The following is an 18364-nucleotide window of genomic DNA, read 5'->3' on the forward strand; positions in this document are numbered from 1 at the left end:
GCATGTCACGGTCTGGCTGACAGCTCCAGATGTGAAAAACCCTCTCTAGCATTTGGGCCTGCAAAACATATAAGGTATAGGGCGATGAGTCAGCCCACGATCGTACTCGCCACTGGAGGAACCGGAGGACACATTTATCCTGCGGTTGCCCTCGCTCAGGAACTCGCAAAAAGGGGGCATGCCTCGGCCATTCTGGGAATGGAGGGGGGCATGGAAGAGCGGATTGCCCGACAGGAAAACCTGCCTTTTTACGGGGTCAGTGCTGGAAAGATAGACCGCAGTAGACCCAACCCCATGGAAGTCCTCAAGGCAGCCAAAGGCTTCACCGAGGCCCGCAATGCCCTGATTCGAATCAAACCAAAAGTTGTTGTTGGTTTCGGAGGTTATGCCTCCCTGCCTGGTGTGCTGTCTGCCCAGTCTCTGGGCATTCCCACCGTGCTGCACGAACAGAATGCCAAGCTGGGTCTCACCCAGAAACTGGCGCTGGGCCGTGCCAAAAGTGTCACCACCGCCTACCCGAAAGTGCAGGGCCTCCCGGAAGGCAAATCCAAATGGGTGGGCATGCCGGTGCGGGAAAGGCGTCTGGACCGCAAGGAAGCCCTCAGCCGCCTGAACCTGCAGGAAGGGCCGCTCACCGTGCTGGTGATGGGAGGATCTCAGGGCAGTCTGTTCCTGAACCAGTCTGTGCCCGGAGCCCTGGAAGGGGCCTGCGGCATTGAAGGGTTGTGTGGAGAACACGGCATTCAGGTGATTCACTCCACAGGTCCCAGATGGCTCACCGAAATGGTGCCCAAAGTGCAACACCTGAGCTGGTACAAAGTTTCAGGTTATGTGGACAGCACCGCTGCCTGGTCCTGCGCAGACCTCGCCATCACCCGTGCGGGCAGTGGAACGCTGGCAGAAGCGGCCTTTTATGGCGTACCCCTGATTGCTGTTCCGCTGTCCAGCTCTGCAGACAACCACCAGTTGTTCAATGCAAAAGCCGTGGAAACTGCAGGAGCAGGCCGGGTGGTGGAAGAATCCCAGATTTCTAAACTGGGAGAGGTCTTCAAGGAACTGGTTCCTCTTGAGAAACGCAAGAAGATGCGGGAAGCCGCTGCCACCCTCACCCCCGCAGGTGCGGTGTCCCGTCTGGCAGATGAAGTGCTGCGCATCAAAGGAGGCCTGTGATGAACTACCACCTGATGGCCGTGTGCGGCATCGGGGTCAGCGGTCTGGCCCGCCTGCTGAAAGCCCAGGGACACCAGGTCTCCGGGTGTGACGCCAGAATCAACGAGATGGGTCAACAGCTCATCGCAGAAGGTATTGAAGTCTTCGAGAAGCACAGCCCGGACCACATCTCTCCTGACCTTTCGGCTTTGATTCTGAGCACCGCCATTCGGGAGACTGAACCTGAGGTGCTGAAGGCCAGAGAACTGGGCATCCCTGTGTTAAAGCGCATCCAGGTGCTTGATGAGGTGATGCAGGGAGCGCCTGCCAGTGTGGGCATTGCTGGAACGCACGGCAAAACCACCACCACCAGCCTGACCGCTGTGGCCCTGATTGGGGCAGGCCTCGACCCCAGTGCTTTTGTGGGAAGTGTGCTTCCTGACTTTGAGGGCAGCAATGTGCGTCTGGGTGCAGGTCCTTTCGTTGCTGAAATTGATGAATCTGATCCGCAGTTCCAGCATCTGAAGGTTTCTATGGCCGTGATGACCAATCTGGAAGACGACCATGTTTCTCCAGACGGTCAGGCCAGCGAAAATTATTACCCCTCTGTGGAAGCCTTGCATGCCGCTTTCAGGCAGTATGTGGACAATGCACAGCAACTGATTTACTGCGCAGACTGGGAAGGCCTGGATGCCTTTACGGCCCATCACCCGAACCGGGTGTCTTACGGGATTGGCCACGGGGATTATCAGGCCTTCAACATCGAATCCACAGACCAGAGCCAGGGTTACGACCTGCTGGTGCGCGGGGTTCTGGTGGGAAGGGTGCACCTGACCCTGCTGGGCAACCACAACGTGCTGAACAGTCTTGCAGCCCTCAGTGTGGTGGGAGAACTGGGAGGCGACCTTCAGGGAGCCATCCTGGCCCTTTCGCAGTTCAGGGGAGCAGGCAGACGCTGGCAGGAGATCGGCAGACGCGGAGGTGCCCTGATTGTGGACGACTACGCCCACAACCCCACCAAAGTGCAGGCCGCCTTGCAAGCTGCCAGACAGACCGGAAGGCGTGTGAGGGTGATTTTCCAGCCCCACCGTTACAAGCGCACCCAGCTCTCCTGGGAACGCTACGCCACCATCCTCACCGCTGCAGACGAGGTGATCCTGCTGGACATCTACGGGGCCAGCGAAACCCCCATTGAGGGCATCCACTCGGGTTTGATCCTGGCCCGCATGCAGGAACTGGGTTTCTTGCAGGTGGTGTACACCCCCACTTTTGAAGAGGCCATCGAAAAAGCCCTGTCTTCTTTGCAGGACAACGACCTGCTGCTGACCCTGGGTGCCGGAGATGTCACCCGCATTGCTGTGAGGTTGCTCGAATGATCAAGGTGTCCCATCTGCCGCTGGCCAAGCTCACCACTCTGGGGGTTGGAGGAGAATCCGAAGTCTGGACCGTGCACGACCAGACCGAGCTTCTGGAAGCCATGCAATCCCCTTACCGCCCTCTGGGGGGAGGATCCAATCTGGTGGTCAGCGATGCTGGCGTGAAAGAACGGGTCCTGCTGCTGAAAGGCACCCTCGCAGAGGTGAATCTGGAGAGCGATCCTGAACTGTCCCATGAAAAACTGCATGTGACCGGCTGGATTGGTGCAGGAAAAGCCCTGCCTGCCCTGGTCCGTCAGGTGCAGAAACTGGGTTTAAGCGGTCTGGAAGGTCTGGTCGGCATTCCTGCCACTGTTGGCGGAGCGGTCTGGATGAACGCAGGCACCCGCTACGGTGAGATGTGGGACGCCCTGTACTGCCTGGAAATTGCTTACCAGGGCAAAATCTCCGTGCACCATCCCAGCGATTTTCCTTACCAGTACCGTTCCAGCGGTCTGCCTGAAGGGGCAGTGGTCTCGCGGGTGCGCCTGAAGCTCACCCCATCCAATCCCGAAGATGTGCAGGCCAGAATGGATTTTGCAGACAATGCCCGCAAAGGCCAGCCCAAAGCCAGAACCGCAGGATGTGCCTTCAAAAACCCCAACGGGGTCAGTGCAGGCAAGCTGATCGACGAGGCCGGGCTCAAAGGCTTAAGGGTCGGCAATGCCATGGTCTCACACGAGCACGGTAACTTTGTGATCAACCTGGGTGGGGCCACCGCTGCAGATGTGCTGGAACTTTTACGCATCGTGCGCGAAAAAATTGGCATCCCGCTGGAAATGGAGTACGAAGTGTGGGAATAATTCGCTTTCTGGTGTTCATGCTCATCACCGTGACTTTGCTGGTGGCGTCCTGGTTCATTCTGCCGGTGCGGCAAACCCAGATCACGGGCCTGAGTCACCTCAAAGAAAGCGAAGTGCTGAACCTTGTGCAGGGCCATCCCGGAGATCCCTGGCTGTGGATTGCAAAGTACCGCCTGAAAGCCCTTGAGAAAGAGCCCTGGGTGCTCAGCGCAAAAGTCACCAAGATCTTCCCCAGCGATGTGAAAGTCAGCATCGTGGAGCGCGTCCCAGTCGCCAGACTCCTCAAAGACAGCCACGAAGTGGTGCTGTCTGTGGATGGTGTGGAACTGCCTGGAGCCCCCCGTGTGGGACCCCTGATCAAGGCAGAAGGCAAATTGAATATTCAACAGGCCTTAGAAGTTGCCTTCCTGTTGCGTCGAGAAGGCGTTCAGGTTGTAGAATTGACTCCAGCAGGCATTCGCATGAAAATCAAAGACTCCACCGTCTGGGCGGATTCTGTCGATTCCTTGCGCAAATACATGAGCAGTGTCAAAATGAAGCGTGGTAAAAACATCCACATTTACCCTTGGGGGGTGAGCGTCCAGTAATGAGTGTTAACCAAATCATTGTAGGTCTCGACATCGGTACGACGAAAGTCACAACGGTGATCGGCGAGGTCGGACCCGATGGTGTTCTGGACGTTATTGGTGAAGCCACCGTTCCCAGCGACGGGATCAAGAAGGGGGTGGTCGTCAACCTTGACAAGACCACTCAGGCCATCCGGCAGAGCATTGCGGCTGCCGAGCGCGTTGCAGGAGTGAAAGTACACGAAGCATTCGTCAGCGCCAACGGCTCCCACATCAAAGCGCTCACCAGTCACGGACTAGCAGCCATTCGCAGAAACCAGGAAATCTCCCGCGCAGACGTAGAACGCGCGATTGAAAATGCACAGGCAGTGCCACTTGATCCCACCGTGGAAATCCTGCACATTTTGCCGCAGGAATACACCGTGGATGGTCAGGAGGAGATCAAAAACCCGATTGGCATGCAGGGCGTCCGTCTGGAAGTGGACGTTCACATGGTCACGGGTTCGGTGGGACCCCTTGCCAACCTGCGCCGCTGTGTGCAGGAAAGCGGGCTCACACCCAACCAGCTGGTTTTGCAAGCGTACAGCGCTGGCCTTGCCGTGCTGGAACAGCAGGACTACGACCACACCGTGCTGGTGATCGACATTGGCGGCGGAACCACCGACATTGGGGTGTTTCGCCGGGGCAACCTCTGCCACAGCGCAGTGATCCCCATCGGTGGCGACCACATCACCGGAGACATTGCACAGATCCTCAAGATTCCCTTTGAGGAAGCCGAGCGCATCAAAAAACGCTATGGCAGCGCCATCCCCGAACTCGCAGACCCGGACGCCATGCTGGAAATCACCCAGGCTGGCGTGCAAACCAGCATCTCTCCTTTTGAACTCTCCCGCATCATCAAACCCCGTGTGGCTGAAATTTTCGCGCTGGTGCGCGGCGAAATCGACCATGCGCTGGGCCCCATCGAGATCATCACCTCCAGTGTGATCCTGACAGGCGGCACCAACATGATGAAGGGCATGAGCGAACTGGCCAGAGACCGCTTCAGATTGCCTGTAAGGCAGGGCTCTCCTGCCAAACTGGGCGGACTGAAAGACCTGGTGGCCAAGCCCAGCTATGCCACTGCCATTGGACTTCTGCGTTTTGCCCACCTGCAGGACGAACACCTCGCTTCCGGGGCCACCCGCACCAAAGCCACGGTCCCCGCCACTCCAATCCCCACGCCTACACCAACATCTCAGGAAGTGCACAACCACATCCCCACTCCCACAGCCAACAGCACCCAGGTGCCTCAACCCACCACCGTGCTGGATGACCCGGTGCCCCAGCCCAGACCTCAACCCCAGAAAAATCCCGATGGTGGCAAAAGTTTTCTGGACCGTTTGAAGGACATTTTCAAAGATTTCTTCTGAATTGCGAAAGGATTTCAGAGGAATTTCAAGAAATACAGGGCTTGGCACACAAAAAAAATAGAGTAGGATGTGTTGATAAGGAGAAGCAATGCAAGCAGCAAAGATACGCGTGATTGGATTGGGCGGAGCTGGGAACAACGCCGTGAATCGCATGATCGAATCTGGACTTGAAGGCGTGGAGTTCGTTGCAGGGAACACCGACGCACAGGTTCTGGCCAAGAGCCATGCCGAGGTGCGGATCCAGCTGGGAGACCGGCTGACCCGAGGCCTTGGTGCAGGAGCAGACCCAGAAGTTGGAGAAAAAGCCGCCCTGGAAGACCGGGAACGCATCCGTGAATACCTGGACGGCACCGACATGCTGTTCATCACCGCAGGCATGGGGGGCGGCACCGGCACCGGAAGCGCCCCGGTGGTCGCAGAGATTGCCCGCGAAATGGGCATCCTCACCGTGGCCATCGTGACCCGCCCTTTCCGCTTTGAAGGCCCCAAACGGGGTCGGGTTGCAGAAGAGGGCATCGCCAAACTCGCTGAACGCGTGGACGGCATGATCGTGGTCAACAACGAGCGCCTGCTCACCACCGTGGGGCCCAAAGTCAGCGTCAGGGATGCTTTCCTGATTGCAGACCGCGTGCTTTACTACGGCGTGAAGGGCATCAGCGACGTGATCAACGTGGACGGCATGATCAACGTGGACTTCGCAGACGTGCGCAACCTGCTGGTCAGCGCTGGAACCGTGCTGATGGGCATTGGCTCCGGTCGCGGCGACAACCTCGCTGAGGAAGCCGCTGCCAGCGCAGTGCACTCTCCCCTGCTGGAACGCGGCATCGAAGGTGCAAAACGCATCCTGGTGAACGTGACCGGCGGTTATGACCTGTCCCTCGACGATGCCAACGCCATTGTGGAAAAAATCCGCGAGGCTTCCGGCTTCGACGATCCAGACATGCTCTTCGGGGTGTCCTTCGACGAAAACGCCGGAGACGAAGTGCGCGTGACCGTGATTGCCACGGGATTCAACGAATCTCCAGTGCAAAACCAGCGCCGCAGCGCCATCGAAAGCATGGCCCGCCAGACCCGTGGCAAAGTGGACCAGCTGGATTTCGACATCCCAGCGTTCCTGCGGTACGGGGACCGGGACTGAGGTTTCACAAAACGAGTGCAGGGGCGCAGCGTGCTGCGCCCTTTTTTTGGCTCTGGTTCCCATTGAACATTTCTGCCATTGGGCGAGGCATGCGTCTTGGGCATAACAAGAGATCGCGTGTTGATCCCTCTGCCCGCCTCGCCCCTACAGGTTTTGCCTGAGATCCCAGCCATTGGGCGCAGCACGCTGCGCCCCTACTGCCTACTGCCTTCTGCCTACTGCCTTCTGCCTACTGCCTTCTGCCCCTCTGCACAGCCCTGCCCTTTTTCCCCATTTCCCTGTACACTGAGTTGCTGATTGCAGACCTTGCACTGACAATCCCAGATTCCACCCCAAATCACACCCAAGGTGAGTCCACCTGAAATGAACACCTACCAGCATCCCTCCCAGCGACCCGACACGGACACCGTGATTGCAATTGGCTCTTTTGATGGCGTTCACCTTGGGCACCAGAGCCTGCTGAACACCCTGATTGCCCAGGCCAAAATGCACCATGTTCCCAGTGTGGTGTTCACTTTTGACCCTCCCACCCGTGTGCTGATTCAGGGCGTGGATTTCCTCTCCACCCTGCCTGAAAAACTGAAACTGCTGAAGCAACTGGGCATCGATGAGGTGATTGCGCTGCCCTTCACCCGGGAGTTCGCTGGTCGTCCCAAGGAGGAATTCCTCAAGGACCTGTCCATTCTGCGGCCCAAAACCATTGTGGTGGGCCAGGACTTTGGATTTGGCAAGGGGCGCAGTGGGGGTCTGCCCGATCTGGAGACCATCACTCCAGAACTGATTGCCCTGCCCATGCTGAGCCTCGATGGGGAGCCCGTCAAGAGCACCCGCATCCGGGGCTTTCTGGGGAGTGGTCAGGTGGAGGAAGCCCACCAGCTTCTTGGTCGTGAATACGAAGCCATCGGTGTGGTGGTGCACGGAGACAAACGGGGCCGTCACATCGGTTTCCCCACCGCCAATGTCGCCGTCCCTGAGGGCAAACTGCTGCCCAGAGGGGTTTACTTTGTGGAGTTTGTGGCAGCAGAGCAGAGCCATTACGGCATTGCCAATGTGGGCAAAAGACCCACTGTGGAAGGCGAAGATGTGCGTCTGGAAGTGCACCTGCTGGATTACCAGGGCGACCTGTATGGTCAGGAGGCCCTGGTGAAATTCAAGCGTTTCATCCGGCACGAACAAAAATTTGCCGGTCTGGATGCCCTCAAAGAGCAACTCGAAAAAGACCGGCAACTGGCACGTTCCTGGATCCGCTGAAAGGCTGGACGAGAACCTCTACTTGAGGTTCTCGTCCAGCAGGGCATTGCACTCAAATGCAGCATCCGGGTCGTAAGCCAGGTAAGCCTGACGGATGTCTTCTGCCACCCGCTGGGCAATGGTATGGCTTTCTGCATTGTTCTGGTGGGACAGGTGGTTGTAAACCGCCACCTTGAAAGGCTGGATCTGGCTTTCCAGCAACCAGTTCATGGTTTCCTGCACATCCATGCTGCTGAAATCCATGTCCTGCCAGTCGCCAAAAACCAGTTTGCCTTCAAACAGCAACTTCGGCTGGAAGTTCTGGTAGCTGTACACCTCATATTTGCTGGCCTGCTGAAATTCCGAGAGGGGGATCAGGCCCACCTTGTCTTCAGGGGTGAGCATCTGCCTGCTGATGGTCTGGTCGTTCTGGTCTTTGAGTTGCAGCAAGAGCGCGGTCTGGTCTGGCAAATCCAGCGGCAATTCCACCACATCGTACGGGTACACTGCAGGCAGAACCACATCGGTGCTGATGTCGTAGCAGGTGGTGGTGCTCAGGGCCTTGGAAGACCCCGAAATGGTCACCGCTGTGTCCGAAGGCAGAAAAAAGCGGGTGATGCCATCCACATAGTTGGCCACTGCCTCTCCAAAAGACGGCGAGGGGGCCCACACCTTTTCGCACCCCGAGTCAGAAAACATGGATTTGGAGAGCTTTTTCTTGTTGTCCACAAAAAGGTCGTAGCGCAAGGAGCCTTTGTCCACGCAGATCTGTGAACCCCTGCGCAGGATGAGGTTCTGTTTGGTGGTGTAGTAGTGCAAAAGGCCTTCAGGATCAACAATCTTGTACCGGGTGGAAGTGCCTGCTTTGGGGGTCACCACCAGTTTGAGGGTCTGGGCTGCTGCTGTTCCTGCACAGAGCAAGGCAGCCAGCAGCAAGGTTCTGGCTGCAAAAAAAGTCATGTTTGTACCTCCTCGGTTGAACTGGAACCGCTGTTTTCCGGGCTTCCTGAAGTGCTGACTGAAGTGCTGTCTGAGGTTGAGGTGCCGTCTGAGGTGCTGTCAGCAGATGTCGGTGCTGCTGTTTCTGGATTGTGCAGTTTCATGAAGGTCCGCAAGAGGTAAAGGGCCACCAGAGGCAGCGTGTAGTCCAGAAAATACCCCTGGTAATGCATGATGGCAGCGGCTGGAATCAGGAGCAGCAACCAGACCAGCACGATTTCCAGGAAGTCTCCCAGCAGGTTTTTCAGTTTCAGGGTGCTGTCCACCAGCAAAGTGGCAGCCAGTTGCAAAATGAACAGGGTGATGGCTGCAAAGATCAGGATGTAAATGCCTGAAACAGCCTTGCCAAAATGGTTGTAGTTCAGCAGGTTCATCAGGCTGGTGAGGTGCACCTCCACCCCACTGGTGGGCACTTTCACAAAGGGGCTGATGGGGGTATAGTAGTTGTCTCCGTTGTCCCGGTCCGTGCGGCCAATCATCACAAGTCCAGGTTCATAGAGGTGCTGGTCGGTGGGATGCTGCAGGATCTCCGCTGCTTTGCGGATTTCCAGGCTGTCCCAGTACTGGAGTTCAGCGTTGCGGTCCAGTTTTTTGTAAACCAGGGCGCTGATTTCTATGGGTGTACTTGCTGCCTGCTGTCCTGTTTTGTTGCAGGTGTGCTGTCCTGCTTTGACCTGATTGCCCCGGCTGACCTGATAAAGGGCTTCTGCCACCGAGGGATAGCCTGCTTTGGGGCCAGCCAGTTGCCTGATTTTGAAATCCCCCTCGTCCAGCAGCAGGTCATGGTTCACAAAGCACAGGTTGGGGAAATCACGGATGTGCTGGATCCGGCCATCCAGCACAAAGGCATCCTGGTTTTCTCTGCCTTTCTGGTAGGGCAAAAAGACCGGGAAGGGAACTTTTTGCAAAGCAGAAATCAGGGCCCGGGAATCGGAGTAGGGATCGGGATATGAGAAATCCAGGTCAATGAAAACCGCTTCTGGCTTTTCATCAAAGCGGGAAAGGTTGTTCAGGATGCTTGCCAGGGCTTCCCGATTGAAGTACAGCATCTGGTTGGCCTGGCATTTGCTGGCGTCTTTGAATTCGCAGTGGCGCTTCTGGGCTTGCTGGGCGGCCACCTGCTGCACCGCCTGATCGTCCAGGTCGATCAGGTAGACTTTTTCTCCATCGCGGTGTGGGAGGGTCACCCCAGATTGCACAAAATTGACGGTGTCAAAGGCCTGCTGGCTGATGTTTTTCAGGGAACTGGCCAGCAGGGTCACCAGGGTGATGTTTTTGCCTGCCCCATCTGCAAAGGCCAGAAACACTGTCAATGCAGCCGAGAGCAGCACCACAAACAGGGTGCTGTTGGCGCTGTCTCGCACCTGGGCAGCATGGTTGGTCCAGAAATCCGTGAAATAACGCTTGATCCGGGTCAGCACAGAAGGCACCTCAGTGGCAGGCTTGTTGTCAAGTCGGGTTGCTGCACTTTCATGATACAGACCGGGACCTGCAAAAGTTCCCGTGGCCGTCACATGCTCAGCCTTCCCAGAGCCACCAGACCCAAAGGAGTCTTTTCTTGACTGAGGTTCTGTTTCACTGGTCTAAAGACCCATTGTGCTCTGGGATGTGACGGCAGGGATCAGGAAAACCCCTGATTTGAAATCAGGGGTTTCAGGTCAGTTCAGGTTCTGGGGGTGAAACTCAGATGTTGGGCTCGATCAGACCGTAATGGCCATCTTTGCGGCGGTACACCACGGCCACATGGCTGGTCTGGCTGTTCAGGAACACGTAGAAGTCGTGGTCCAGGGCTTCCATCTGCACAGCAGCGTCTTCTGCACTCATGGGGCGCATTTCAAAGCGCTTGGAACGTACAATTTCTGGGTTCTGGAAATCTTCCACCTCGTGGAGGGTGGGTTCAGCAGGGGCTGCTTCATGGCGGCGTTTGAGCAGTTTGGTTTTGAATTTGCGCAACTGGCGTTCCAGCACATCCACCACGCGGTCTACGGCAGCATACATGTCACTGTTGGATTCTTCAGCACGGATGATCCCACCCGGAATGTTGATTTGCACTTCAATCCGGTTTCTGCGCTGGGCATCTCGGGCTTCCCGCACACTCATCACCACACGGGCTTCCGTGATGTTTTCGTTGAAGCGGTCCAGTCGGGAAAGTTTGCTGCTCACGTAATCGCGGAGGGCCTCGGTGATTTCAAGGTTACGTCCAGAGATTTTATAGATGTTCACACGATCACCCCTCTATGTATAACGCCAAAGCGGCCCGACGCATGTTGTCCCATACGCCTTTTTTCGAGGCTCTACCGTCTTTGGTGTTCATATCTTAACACATCTCCATGAAAACACCAGACCTTTTGTCCCCTGTTACAAAAAACAAAAAAACACACGTCTTGCAGCTTAAAAAATGACTCGCCGGGCTGCATCTAAGCAAGAACCCTTACTGTGCCCCCTCATGCATTTGTTAAATTGACCCCATGAAACCCCTGGAGCAGCAGTCTGTCACAGAATTGAAGGACGGTCTGGAGGCGGGTCACTTCAGCAGTGTCCAGCTCTGCCAGCATTTTGTGCAGCGCATTGAACAGCTCAATCCCGAACTTCATGCCGTGATTCAATTGCACCCTGAAGCCCTGCAAACCGCTGAAATGCTGGACCAGGAGCGTGCTGCCGGAAAAAACCGTGGTCCACTGCATGGCATTCCCATCCTGGTCAAAGACAACATTGATGTGGTGGGGGTGCCTTGCACTGCAGGCTCAATTGCCCTGAAAGACCACTTTCCTGCCAGGGATGCTTTTGTGGTGCAGCAACTCAGGAAGGCAGGCTGCATCCTTCTGGGCAAAACCAACCTGACCGAGTTTGCCAACTTCATGACCATCGACATGCCCAATGGGTACAGTTCGCTGGGAGGCCAGACCCAGCATGCCCACCTGAAAGGCCACAACACTGGAGGTTCCAGCTCAGGAAGTGGGGTGGCCGTGGCAGCCAGACTGGCCCCTCTGACCATTGGGACCGAGACCAGTGGCAGCATCATCCATCCAGCGAACCACAGTGGGGTGGTGGGCCTGAAGCCCACTGTGGGAAGCGTGTCCAGAACAGGCATCATTCCCATCTCCTTCAGTCAGGACACCGCTGGTCCCATGGCCCACTCTGTGCAGGATGCTTTTTTGCTTTTTCAGGCCATGGTGGGACAGGATCCAGAAGATCCCCTTTCCAGAACCCTTTCTCTTGCTCCACTGCCCGAGGTGGGAGCAGGCACCCGTCTGGGAATCTTCCGGGACAGCTTCACCCTGCTGACCGAAGAAGAAGCAGAGCTGCTGGACAGGGGGCTGCAGAAGCTGCTGGATGCAGGAATCGAATTGGTGGATGTGGAGTATCCGCATCCTGAGCTCAGCCACCAGTGGCGCTGGGAGGTGCTGACCTACGAATTCAAAGAAGGACTGAACCGTTACCTGTCGGGCGTTTCTCAGGGTTCCCGTTCTCTGCCAGAGCTGATTGATTTCTATGATGATCATCCTGAAGAAGGTTTGCGTTACGGTCAGGTTCTGCTGCTGGCGGCCAACAGCACCACAGGAACCCTCAGCAACCCGGCCTACCAGCGGTCCCGCAAGCTGGATGTGCTGTATTCCAGAGACCTGGGCATTGATTTTCTGTTGCAGGAACACCAACTGGACGCCCTGATCTACCCCAGATGGTATGGCTATGATGTGCCTGCCAAGGCAGGTTATCCCAGCCTCACCGTTCCCGTGGGTGTTCGGGAAGATGGTCTGGCGGTCAACCTGACCTTTACCAGCACAGCCTGGACAGAACCCCTGCTGCTGGCCCTGGGTTTGCTGCTGGAGCAATAAAAGCTGGAACACAAAAAGGGCACAGCAAATTGCAGTGCCCTTTGAAGCAAGAAGCTGATTTCCGAAGTCGGGTTTACTCGGCAGTGCTGTCCAGGAAAGCAGCCACCCAGGAAAGCGGAGCATTCCAGTTGATGGTGATTTCGTTCATGGTCCATGCCCCCAGGTCATCGATGTAACAGGTCAGACCCACGCATTTGCCTTTCATGTTGGCGGCCACAGGATCGCTGAAGCTCTCGGAGTTGGGGCCACCGGACAGGGCACCAGCAGGAACTTCGGGAGAGTTGGGATCGGCCTGGTGCGCCCAGAAGCGGTGGTGGGGATTTCTCAGGGGTCTGCTGCCATATCCAGAAACATAGGATTTGTCCATGGGGTTGCGGCCCAGCAGGTAGTTCATGCCTTCCAGAGCACCCTCCAGGTATTTGCGGTTCTTGCTGAGGTCATAAGCGGTGCCCAGCACAAGGGCACGGTTGACCACAGCGCTGTTGGAGCCCCAGGGGTAAGGATCGGCTTTGAAAGGCAGCCTGTACCCAAGCTGGTCCACTTCCTTCAGGTAACTGTTTGCAGCAGCAATCAGGTTGCTCTGGGCGGTTTTGACATCTGCTGCAGGAAGCTCTGTTTTGACGGTGGCCAGGGTGAGGGTGGCAGCCTGGGTCAACTCTCCCCAGGTCAGGTCTTTGTCTGCCTGCAGGTAAAGGGGACTGGCTTTCAGGAAAGTGAGGTATTTTGCAGCACCCGTGGTGGCATAAAGTTCTGCTGCAGCCCAGTAGAATTCATCTGAGACATTGCTGTCGTTGTAAGGGCCTCCACCTGTGAAGATGTCGTAGGCGTAGACGTCCGGGTTGCGCTGGGCTGCGTCCCAGGCCTTTTCAGCAGCGGTGAGGCATTTTGCAGCGTAGGCATCATCCACACCTTTGAAGACCCGTGCGCACTGGGCAGCATTGGCGGCCAGGTTGAGGGTGGCTGCTGTGGTGGGGTAATAAAGGTAGCGCTTCTGGGGATCCTGGTCGGGACGGGTGGGAAGTCCAGTCCAGGCCACATCGTGCAATTTGTGGTGGACCATGCCCGAAGCGTCCACAGCCGTCCTGGTCAGGGCACCCAGATTTCCGCTCTGGTCACCTATGGGCAGTTTGAGGGTTTTGCCTGCAGGCACCTGCATGCCCAGCAGGAAATCCATTTCCCAGCGCACTTCGTCCAGCAGGTCGTTCTTGCTGTTGGTGTTTTCGGGGATCTGCAGTTTGCCATCTGCGAATCGGGAGGCGGTGCTGGTTCTGCTGGCCCGTTCGTACTGGTTCAGCAGCGTCCAGACCGACACCCCTGCATTCACCACGTATTTTCCGTGGTCTCCAGCGTCGTACCAGCCTTTGCTGGCGTCCAGATGGTAATCGCAGCCTTCCCAGGTGTTGCCTCTGGTGTCCGTGCCATCGAAGCAGGAAACGCTGGTGTCGCCCTGGTTGGGGGCAAGGCCCAGGTGCCCAGCAGGTCTGGCCCATTTGGCATCTCCAACGTATTTCTGCTCGATGGCGATGCCGCTGCGGTTGTGGTAGAAGTAGGCCAGCGCATCGTATTGCAGCTTGCCGTAAATGTCCTTGCCAATCTTGAAGGGGTGGCTTTGCAGGCCGGCCACATCCAGCACATAGCCTTCACCTGTGGCCGTCACACCAGAGAAATCTGCCTGATGCACGTGCTCTCCAGAAGCCGCGTCCTGTCCGAACACCCTGGTCTTGCCCTGGGCCACCGTTTTCCCTGCCTTGCTGAGGGTCCAGGCCAGTGGGGTGGCAGAATCATGGGCAATGGTGGCGGTTTTGGGGGCGTCTGGAAGGTAACCCACCTGATTGACCCGCACAATTCGGCGGTCATCTGCCACAACCGTGGTGCCACCACTGCCAAATTTGGGGCCTTTCAGGGAAACGTTGGACACGCACACTTTGGTCGCTGCCTTGCCTCCCATCTGGAACTGGAAAGCAGCTTTGGCATCGCTTTTTTCCTTCATCTGGAAGGTGTAGGTGTAATTTTTGGCCACAGGTCCCAGATCGTTCACTTCTGTGGCAAAGTAGGAGGTGTAGGGGGCAGCATCAAACTGCAAGAGGGGTTTGAATCCGGTGGCCACATCTGCCCGTGCAGTGAAACTGAGGGTATAAGTGGCATCCTGATTGAGCCCCACTCCACCCTGCCCCAGGATGACATCCCAGGGGTTTGCACCGGGAGTGCCAATGGTGAGGCAGGATTCTCCTGCATTCACGTCCCAGCCTGGACTGCCACTGGTCCACCAGCCATCTTTGCCTGAAGCAAAAGTGCCGTTGTTGAGGAGTTCTCCAATGGAGGTGTCTGCGATGTTGACACTGACCTGCACAGGAGCAGACACCGAAGCATTGCCCGAGGTGTCATAGGCCTGCGCACTGTAAATGTGGTCTCCATTGAGGGCTGCTGTGGCTGCAATGGTGGCCTGATAAGGGGCTTTGTTGACCTCTGCAACTTTTTTGCCTTTGTCGTAAAAAACCACCCGGGCAATGTCTTTGTCCTCACTGGTGGCGGTCAGCAGCAAATCTCCTTTTTCGGTGACACTGGCACTGCTGCTCTTGAGGGACACGCTGGGCGGGGTGGTGTCCTGAGGGGCCTGAAAAGCATTGCAAGAGGTGGTGCTCACGCCTAAAGTCAACAGGGCAGTGAGCCAGAACGCAGATCTGGACATGGTTTCTCCTTGTAAAACACAGTTGGGCTGATGTGAATGTAAGGTAGCAGGGTTAAGTTTATTCGTCAACAGAACAAAAGCAATCTGCCAGATTTTTGCAGCATTTTTCGAGAAAAAAGAAAAAATGCATCACCCTGAATTTTTCACAGGTGCATACAGGAATTTCTTCATCGGACAAAAGGTTTTCTGGCTTAACCATTTCCTGGTAAACAGCAAAGTCTGCCCGTGTCCCCAGGAGCGGTTTTTGAAAAGCTTTTCAGGTTTTCAGACAGACAGGGTTCTGCATCTCTCAAGAATGAATTCTTCCTGACCGAAATTTTCATGGGGATTCGATCATCCTCATAACATCACCCAAAATCCACCTAGACAACTGCGTCTTCAGCAAAAGAAAACCCACCGCCAGGGTGGGCTGCAAACTGCATGGGAAAAATCAGTCCTGAATGACAGTCATGTCTTTGGGCTGGGGCAGGAACTCCAGATCGGAGTACTGCTCCAGGGCAAATTCCAGGTCAAAACGGTTTCTGAACAGCATCACTGGTCGGCCCCGGTCATCTTCAACGTGTTTGGCAAAACGGGCCAGAGCACTGGGTTCTCCGGCCAGCCAGCGCACCAGTTTGTAGCTGGAGTGCATCAGATCAAGAGGCACATTGTATTCTTCCAGCATGCGGTGTTCGAAGACTTCGAATTGCAGTTGCCCCACCACGCCCAGAATGGGATCTCTGGCCCCGTCTGTGGGGAAGAAAATCTGCACCACGCCTTCTTCTGAGAGCTGTTCCAGGCCTTTTCTGAACGCCTTGCGCTTGCTGACATCTTTGGGAGAAACTGTGGCAAAGTGCTCAGGAGTGAACCTGGGGAAGTCTGCCAGCCTGATTTTGGGGTTCACGCTGACCACATCGCCGATCTGGAACACGCCAGGGTTCACCAGACCCACAATGTCCCCAGGGTAGGCCACTTCGATGCTCTCGCGGTCCTGGGCAAACAGTGTGTGGGCACGCGACAGGCGGATTTCCCGACCTGTGCGGGTGTGGGTCACGGCCATTCCACGTTCAAAGGTGCCCGAAGCCACCCGCATGTAAGCGGTGCGGTCCCGGTGCTGCTTGCTCATGTTGGCCTGCAGTTTGAAGATGAAACCTGTGAAACTCTCCTCGGTGGGTTCCAGTTTGCCCTGCGTGGTCTGGATGGCGTGAGGAGAGGGAGCGAGTTCCACCAGGGCATCCAGGAAGTTTTCCACCCCGAAGTTGGTGATGGCGCTTCCCCAGAACACCGGGGTCATCTCCCCTCTCAGGAACATCTCGGGGTCCAGGGGGTCCAGCACACCTTCCACCATCTCCACCTGTTCTTGCAGGATCTGCAAGGCGTCGCTGCCAATCAGGGTTTCCAGTTGGGGGTCAAACAAATCTGCCACCTGCACGGGAGCACGTTTTTTGCCGTGCTCGGTGCGTTCATACAGGAACACCCGTTTTTGCTGCAGGTCATACACCCCTTTGAAGTCAGGGCCAGAACCGATGGGCCAGGTCATGGGCACCACTTTGATTTTCAGGGTGCTTTCCACCTGCTCCAGCAGCTCAAAGAAATCCATGGCCGGACGGTCCATCTTGTTCATGAAAGTGATGATGGGGATGTTCTTGTTGCGACAAACGGCAAAGAGTTTCTCGGTCTGGGCCTGCACACCACGGGCAGCATCCAGCATCATCAGGGCACTGTCCACAGCCATCAGGGTGCGGTAGGTGTCCTCAGAGAAGTCCTGGTGTCCGGGGGTGTCCAGCAAATTGATGTGGTAGCCGTGGTAATCGAAGACCAGCGCAGAACTGGAAATGGAGATCCCACGCTGTTGCTCAATGGTCATCCAGTCCGACTGGGTTTGCTTCTGGTTCTGTTTGGCGGTGACCGAACCTGCGCTCTGGATCGCTCCTGAGTAGAGCAGCAGTTTTTCGGTCATGGTGGTTTTGCCGGCGTCCGGGTGGGAGATGATCGCAAACGTGCGTCTGCGCTGAATTTCATGGGGTAGGGTTGTCATAATGGTGACCTCTGCAAGAAAAAACGCCCGGTCCAGAAGGGCGATAACACTTCAGTATACCCGATTTGCAGATCCCCCAAAAATCCATGAGTATGTTCACCATTATCATCATCTTACACAACATACTCAACACATGGGGGTTTCGATGAAAATTGCAGTGCTCTCCGACATTCACGGAAATTTACAGGCTTTTCAGGCGGTGCTGGAAGACGCAAAAGAAGCCGACCAGATCTTTCTGCTGGGAGACAATGTGAACTGGGGCGTCCATTCCCCGGACGTCCTGCAACTCATTGCAGCAAGAAACCTCCAGACCCTCAAAGGCAACCATGAAACCATGCTGCTGGACCACCTGACGGGGCAAGCTCCGGTGGAGGCTTACACCAGCGAGGGTTTTGCTGCAGCGCGCTTCTGGGCCACTCAACTTGCAGCATTCAAAACAGAGATTGAAGCCTGGCCTTGCAGCCTCAACCTGCACTTTAAAGGTTTACCAGAACTTTTCTTCTGTCATGGCAGCCCCAGAAATGCCTTCGAGGAGGTCCTGAAACAATCCGATCAGGCGTTGAAAAGCACGCTTTCTGAGGTGTCTGCCCGCTGGATTTTTGCAGGCCACAACCAACGCCAGCAGATCAGGCGGCTGGGGAACACCACCCTCTGCACGGTGGGCTCTGTGGGCTTTGCAGTGGATGGATCCAGAACTGCCCAGTATGCGATGCTGCATGGAGAAAATGGAACCTGGAACATCGAATTCAGGCAGGTTCCTTTCGACTCAAACACTTTTTTCGCCAGTTACCACCACAGCGGATTTCTGCAGCAAACCGGCATTGTGGGAAATATCATCTATGCGGGTGTGTTGCTGGGCAGGTCCACCATCCGCGAATTCTGGCAGTTCAGAAACCGCCAAGCACCAGAAGCGGAACTTGATCAGGGTCTGCTGGGTCAATTTCTGATGCATGAACTCAAACCCACAGAAAAACAGTTTTTGCTGCACTGCCAGCACTCCTCTGATGAACTGAAAAGTGCACTGAGAGGCCTTTCTGTGCTGGTTTTGTGATGGGAATGGGCACATGCCGGAGATTTGCGCCAGATTGCACAAAGACAGAAAACACCCGC

At 56.1% G+C, this 18364-nt stretch carries 14 protein-coding genes; 9 read left to right on the forward strand and 5 right to left on the reverse strand.

Translation table 11 applies throughout. From position 1 onward, the window contains the following. The first annotated feature begins 84 nt into the window (after positions 1-84). The 7 genes from murG (at position 85) to ribF (ending at position 7734) form a co-directional block, all read left to right on the forward strand. Positions 85-1170 (forward strand): undecaprenyldiphospho-muramoylpentapeptide beta-N-acetylglucosaminyltransferase, encoded by a 1086-nt coding sequence (murG, locus tag IEY52_RS01365; RefSeq protein ID WP_188998664.1) that lies wholly within the window; start codon positions 85-87, stop codon positions 1168-1170. After that, positions 1170-2525 carry a UDP-N-acetylmuramate--L-alanine ligase gene (gene murC, locus IEY52_RS01370; RefSeq protein WP_229684598.1) on the forward strand — a complete coding sequence of 452 codons (1356 nt, stop codon included), beginning with the start codon at positions 1170-1172 and terminating at the stop codon, positions 2523-2525. Before murG ends, murC begins: the two co-directional genes overlap by 1 nt. Continuing rightward, the gene (locus IEY52_RS01375) at positions 2522-3367 is read left to right on the forward strand and encodes a UDP-N-acetylmuramate dehydrogenase (RefSeq protein ID WP_188998667.1); all 846 of its coding nucleotides are present in this window, start codon (positions 2522-2524) and stop codon (positions 3365-3367) included. Before murC ends, IEY52_RS01375 begins: the two co-directional genes overlap by 4 nt. Next, positions 3358-3954, forward strand: coding sequence for a cell division protein FtsQ/DivIB (locus IEY52_RS01380; protein WP_188998671.1), 597 nt, complete (start codon positions 3358-3360; stop codon positions 3952-3954). Before IEY52_RS01375 ends, IEY52_RS01380 begins: the two co-directional genes overlap by 10 nt. Beyond that, the gene (gene ftsA, locus IEY52_RS01385) at positions 3954-5345 is read left to right on the forward strand and encodes a cell division protein FtsA (protein ID WP_188998673.1); all 1392 of its coding nucleotides are present in this window, start codon (positions 3954-3956) and stop codon (positions 5343-5345) included. The genes IEY52_RS01380 and ftsA overlap by 1 nt, the downstream gene beginning before the upstream one ends. An 88-nt stretch (positions 5346-5433) precedes the next feature. Next, on the forward strand, positions 5434-6483 hold the full coding sequence (gene ftsZ, locus IEY52_RS01390) for a cell division protein FtsZ (RefSeq protein WP_188998677.1): 1050 nt from the start codon (positions 5434-5436) through the stop codon (positions 6481-6483). A 363-nt stretch (positions 6484-6846) separates the two neighbouring features. Beyond that, the gene (ribF, locus tag IEY52_RS01395) at positions 6847-7734 is read left to right on the forward strand and encodes a riboflavin biosynthesis protein RibF (protein WP_188998680.1); all 888 of its coding nucleotides are present in this window, start codon (positions 6847-6849) and stop codon (positions 7732-7734) included. Positions 7735-7752: 18 nt separating this feature from the next. On the opposite strand, the gene IEY52_RS01400 is transcribed toward ribF, so the two are convergent. The 3 genes from IEY52_RS01400 to hpf all read right to left on the reverse strand — a co-directional run bounded on the left by IEY52_RS01400 (position 7753) and on the right by hpf (position 10935). After that, complete coding sequence (locus IEY52_RS01400; RefSeq protein ID WP_188998683.1) at positions 7753-8673, reverse strand: hypothetical protein; 921 nt, start codon at positions 8671-8673, stop codon at positions 7753-7755. Continuing rightward, positions 8670-10133, reverse strand: a complete 1464-nt coding sequence (locus IEY52_RS01405; protein WP_188998686.1) for a CHASE2 domain-containing protein — start codon at positions 10131-10133, stop codon at positions 8670-8672. Before IEY52_RS01405 ends, IEY52_RS01400 begins: the two co-directional genes overlap by 4 nt. Before the next feature lie 262 nt (positions 10134-10395). Further along, positions 10396-10935 carry a ribosome hibernation-promoting factor, HPF/YfiA family gene (gene hpf / locus IEY52_RS01410; RefSeq protein WP_188998689.1) on the reverse strand — a complete coding sequence of 180 codons (540 nt, stop codon included), beginning with the start codon at positions 10933-10935 and terminating at the stop codon, positions 10396-10398. Positions 10936-11180: 245 nt separating this feature from the next. On the opposite strand from hpf, the gene IEY52_RS01415 reads away from it, so the two are divergent. Continuing rightward, a complete protein-coding gene (locus IEY52_RS01415; protein ID WP_188998692.1) occupies positions 11181-12548 on the forward strand; it encodes an amidase family protein in 1368 nt (455 codons plus the stop codon). A 73-nt stretch (positions 12549-12621) separates the two neighbouring features. On the opposite strand, the gene IEY52_RS01420 is transcribed toward IEY52_RS01415, so the two are convergent. Together IEY52_RS01420 and IEY52_RS01425 are read right to left on the reverse strand one after the other, a co-directional pair. Continuing rightward, positions 12622-15237 carry a glycoside hydrolase family 9 protein gene (locus IEY52_RS01420; protein ID WP_188998695.1) on the reverse strand — a complete coding sequence of 872 codons (2616 nt, stop codon included), beginning with the start codon at positions 15235-15237 and terminating at the stop codon, positions 12622-12624. Between the two features lie 430 nt (positions 15238-15667). After that, entirely contained in the window at positions 15668-17254 is a 1587-nt protein-coding gene (locus tag IEY52_RS01425; RefSeq protein WP_188998699.1) for a peptide chain release factor 3, read from the reverse strand. Between the two features lie 133 nt (positions 17255-17387). Between IEY52_RS01425 and IEY52_RS01430 the strand changes: the two genes are divergently transcribed. Beyond that, on the forward strand, positions 17388-18305 hold the full coding sequence (locus IEY52_RS01430; protein WP_188998702.1) for a metallophosphoesterase family protein: 918 nt from the start codon (positions 17388-17390) through the stop codon (positions 18303-18305). The last annotated feature ends 59 nt before the right edge of the window (positions 18306-18364 follow it).

This window comes from Deinococcus roseus (assembly GCF_014646895.1).
GTDB lineage: Bacteria > Deinococcota > Deinococci > Deinococcales > Deinococcaceae > Deinococcus_C > Deinococcus_C roseus.

Excerpts from the sequence above, each read along its gene's own strand:
- murG (WP_188998664.1), top strand. The coding sequence starts at position 85 with ATGAGTCAGCCCACGATCGTACTCGCCACTGGAGGAACCGGAGGACAC.
- murC (WP_229684598.1), top strand. The coding sequence starts at position 1,170 with ATGAACTACCACCTGATGGCCGTGTGCGGCATCGGGGTCAGCGGTCTG.
- IEY52_RS01375 (WP_188998667.1), top strand. The coding sequence starts at position 2,522 with ATGATCAAGGTGTCCCATCTGCCGCTGGCCAAGCTCACCACTCTGGGG.
- ftsA (WP_188998673.1), top strand. The coding sequence starts at position 3,954 with ATGAGTGTTAACCAAATCATTGTAGGTCTCGACATCGGTACGACGAAA.
- ftsZ (WP_188998677.1), top strand. The coding sequence starts at position 5,434 with ATGCAAGCAGCAAAGATACGCGTGATTGGATTGGGCGGAGCTGGGAAC.
- ribF (WP_188998680.1), top strand. The coding sequence starts at position 6,847 with ATGAACACCTACCAGCATCCCTCCCAGCGACCCGACACGGACACCGTG.
- IEY52_RS01400 (WP_188998683.1), bottom strand. The coding sequence starts at position 8,673 with ATGACTTTTTTTGCAGCCAGAACCTTGCTGCTGGCTGCCTTGCTCTGT.
- IEY52_RS01415 (WP_188998692.1), top strand. The coding sequence starts at position 11,181 with ATGAAACCCCTGGAGCAGCAGTCTGTCACAGAATTGAAGGACGGTCTG.
- IEY52_RS01420 (WP_188998695.1), bottom strand. The coding sequence starts at position 15,237 with ATGTCCAGATCTGCGTTCTGGCTCACTGCCCTGTTGACTTTAGGCGTG.
- IEY52_RS01425 (WP_188998699.1), bottom strand. The coding sequence starts at position 17,254 with ATGACAACCCTACCCCATGAAATTCAGCGCAGACGCACGTTTGCGATC.
- IEY52_RS01430 (WP_188998702.1), top strand. The coding sequence starts at position 17,388 with ATGGGGGTTTCGATGAAAATTGCAGTGCTCTCCGACATTCACGGAAAT.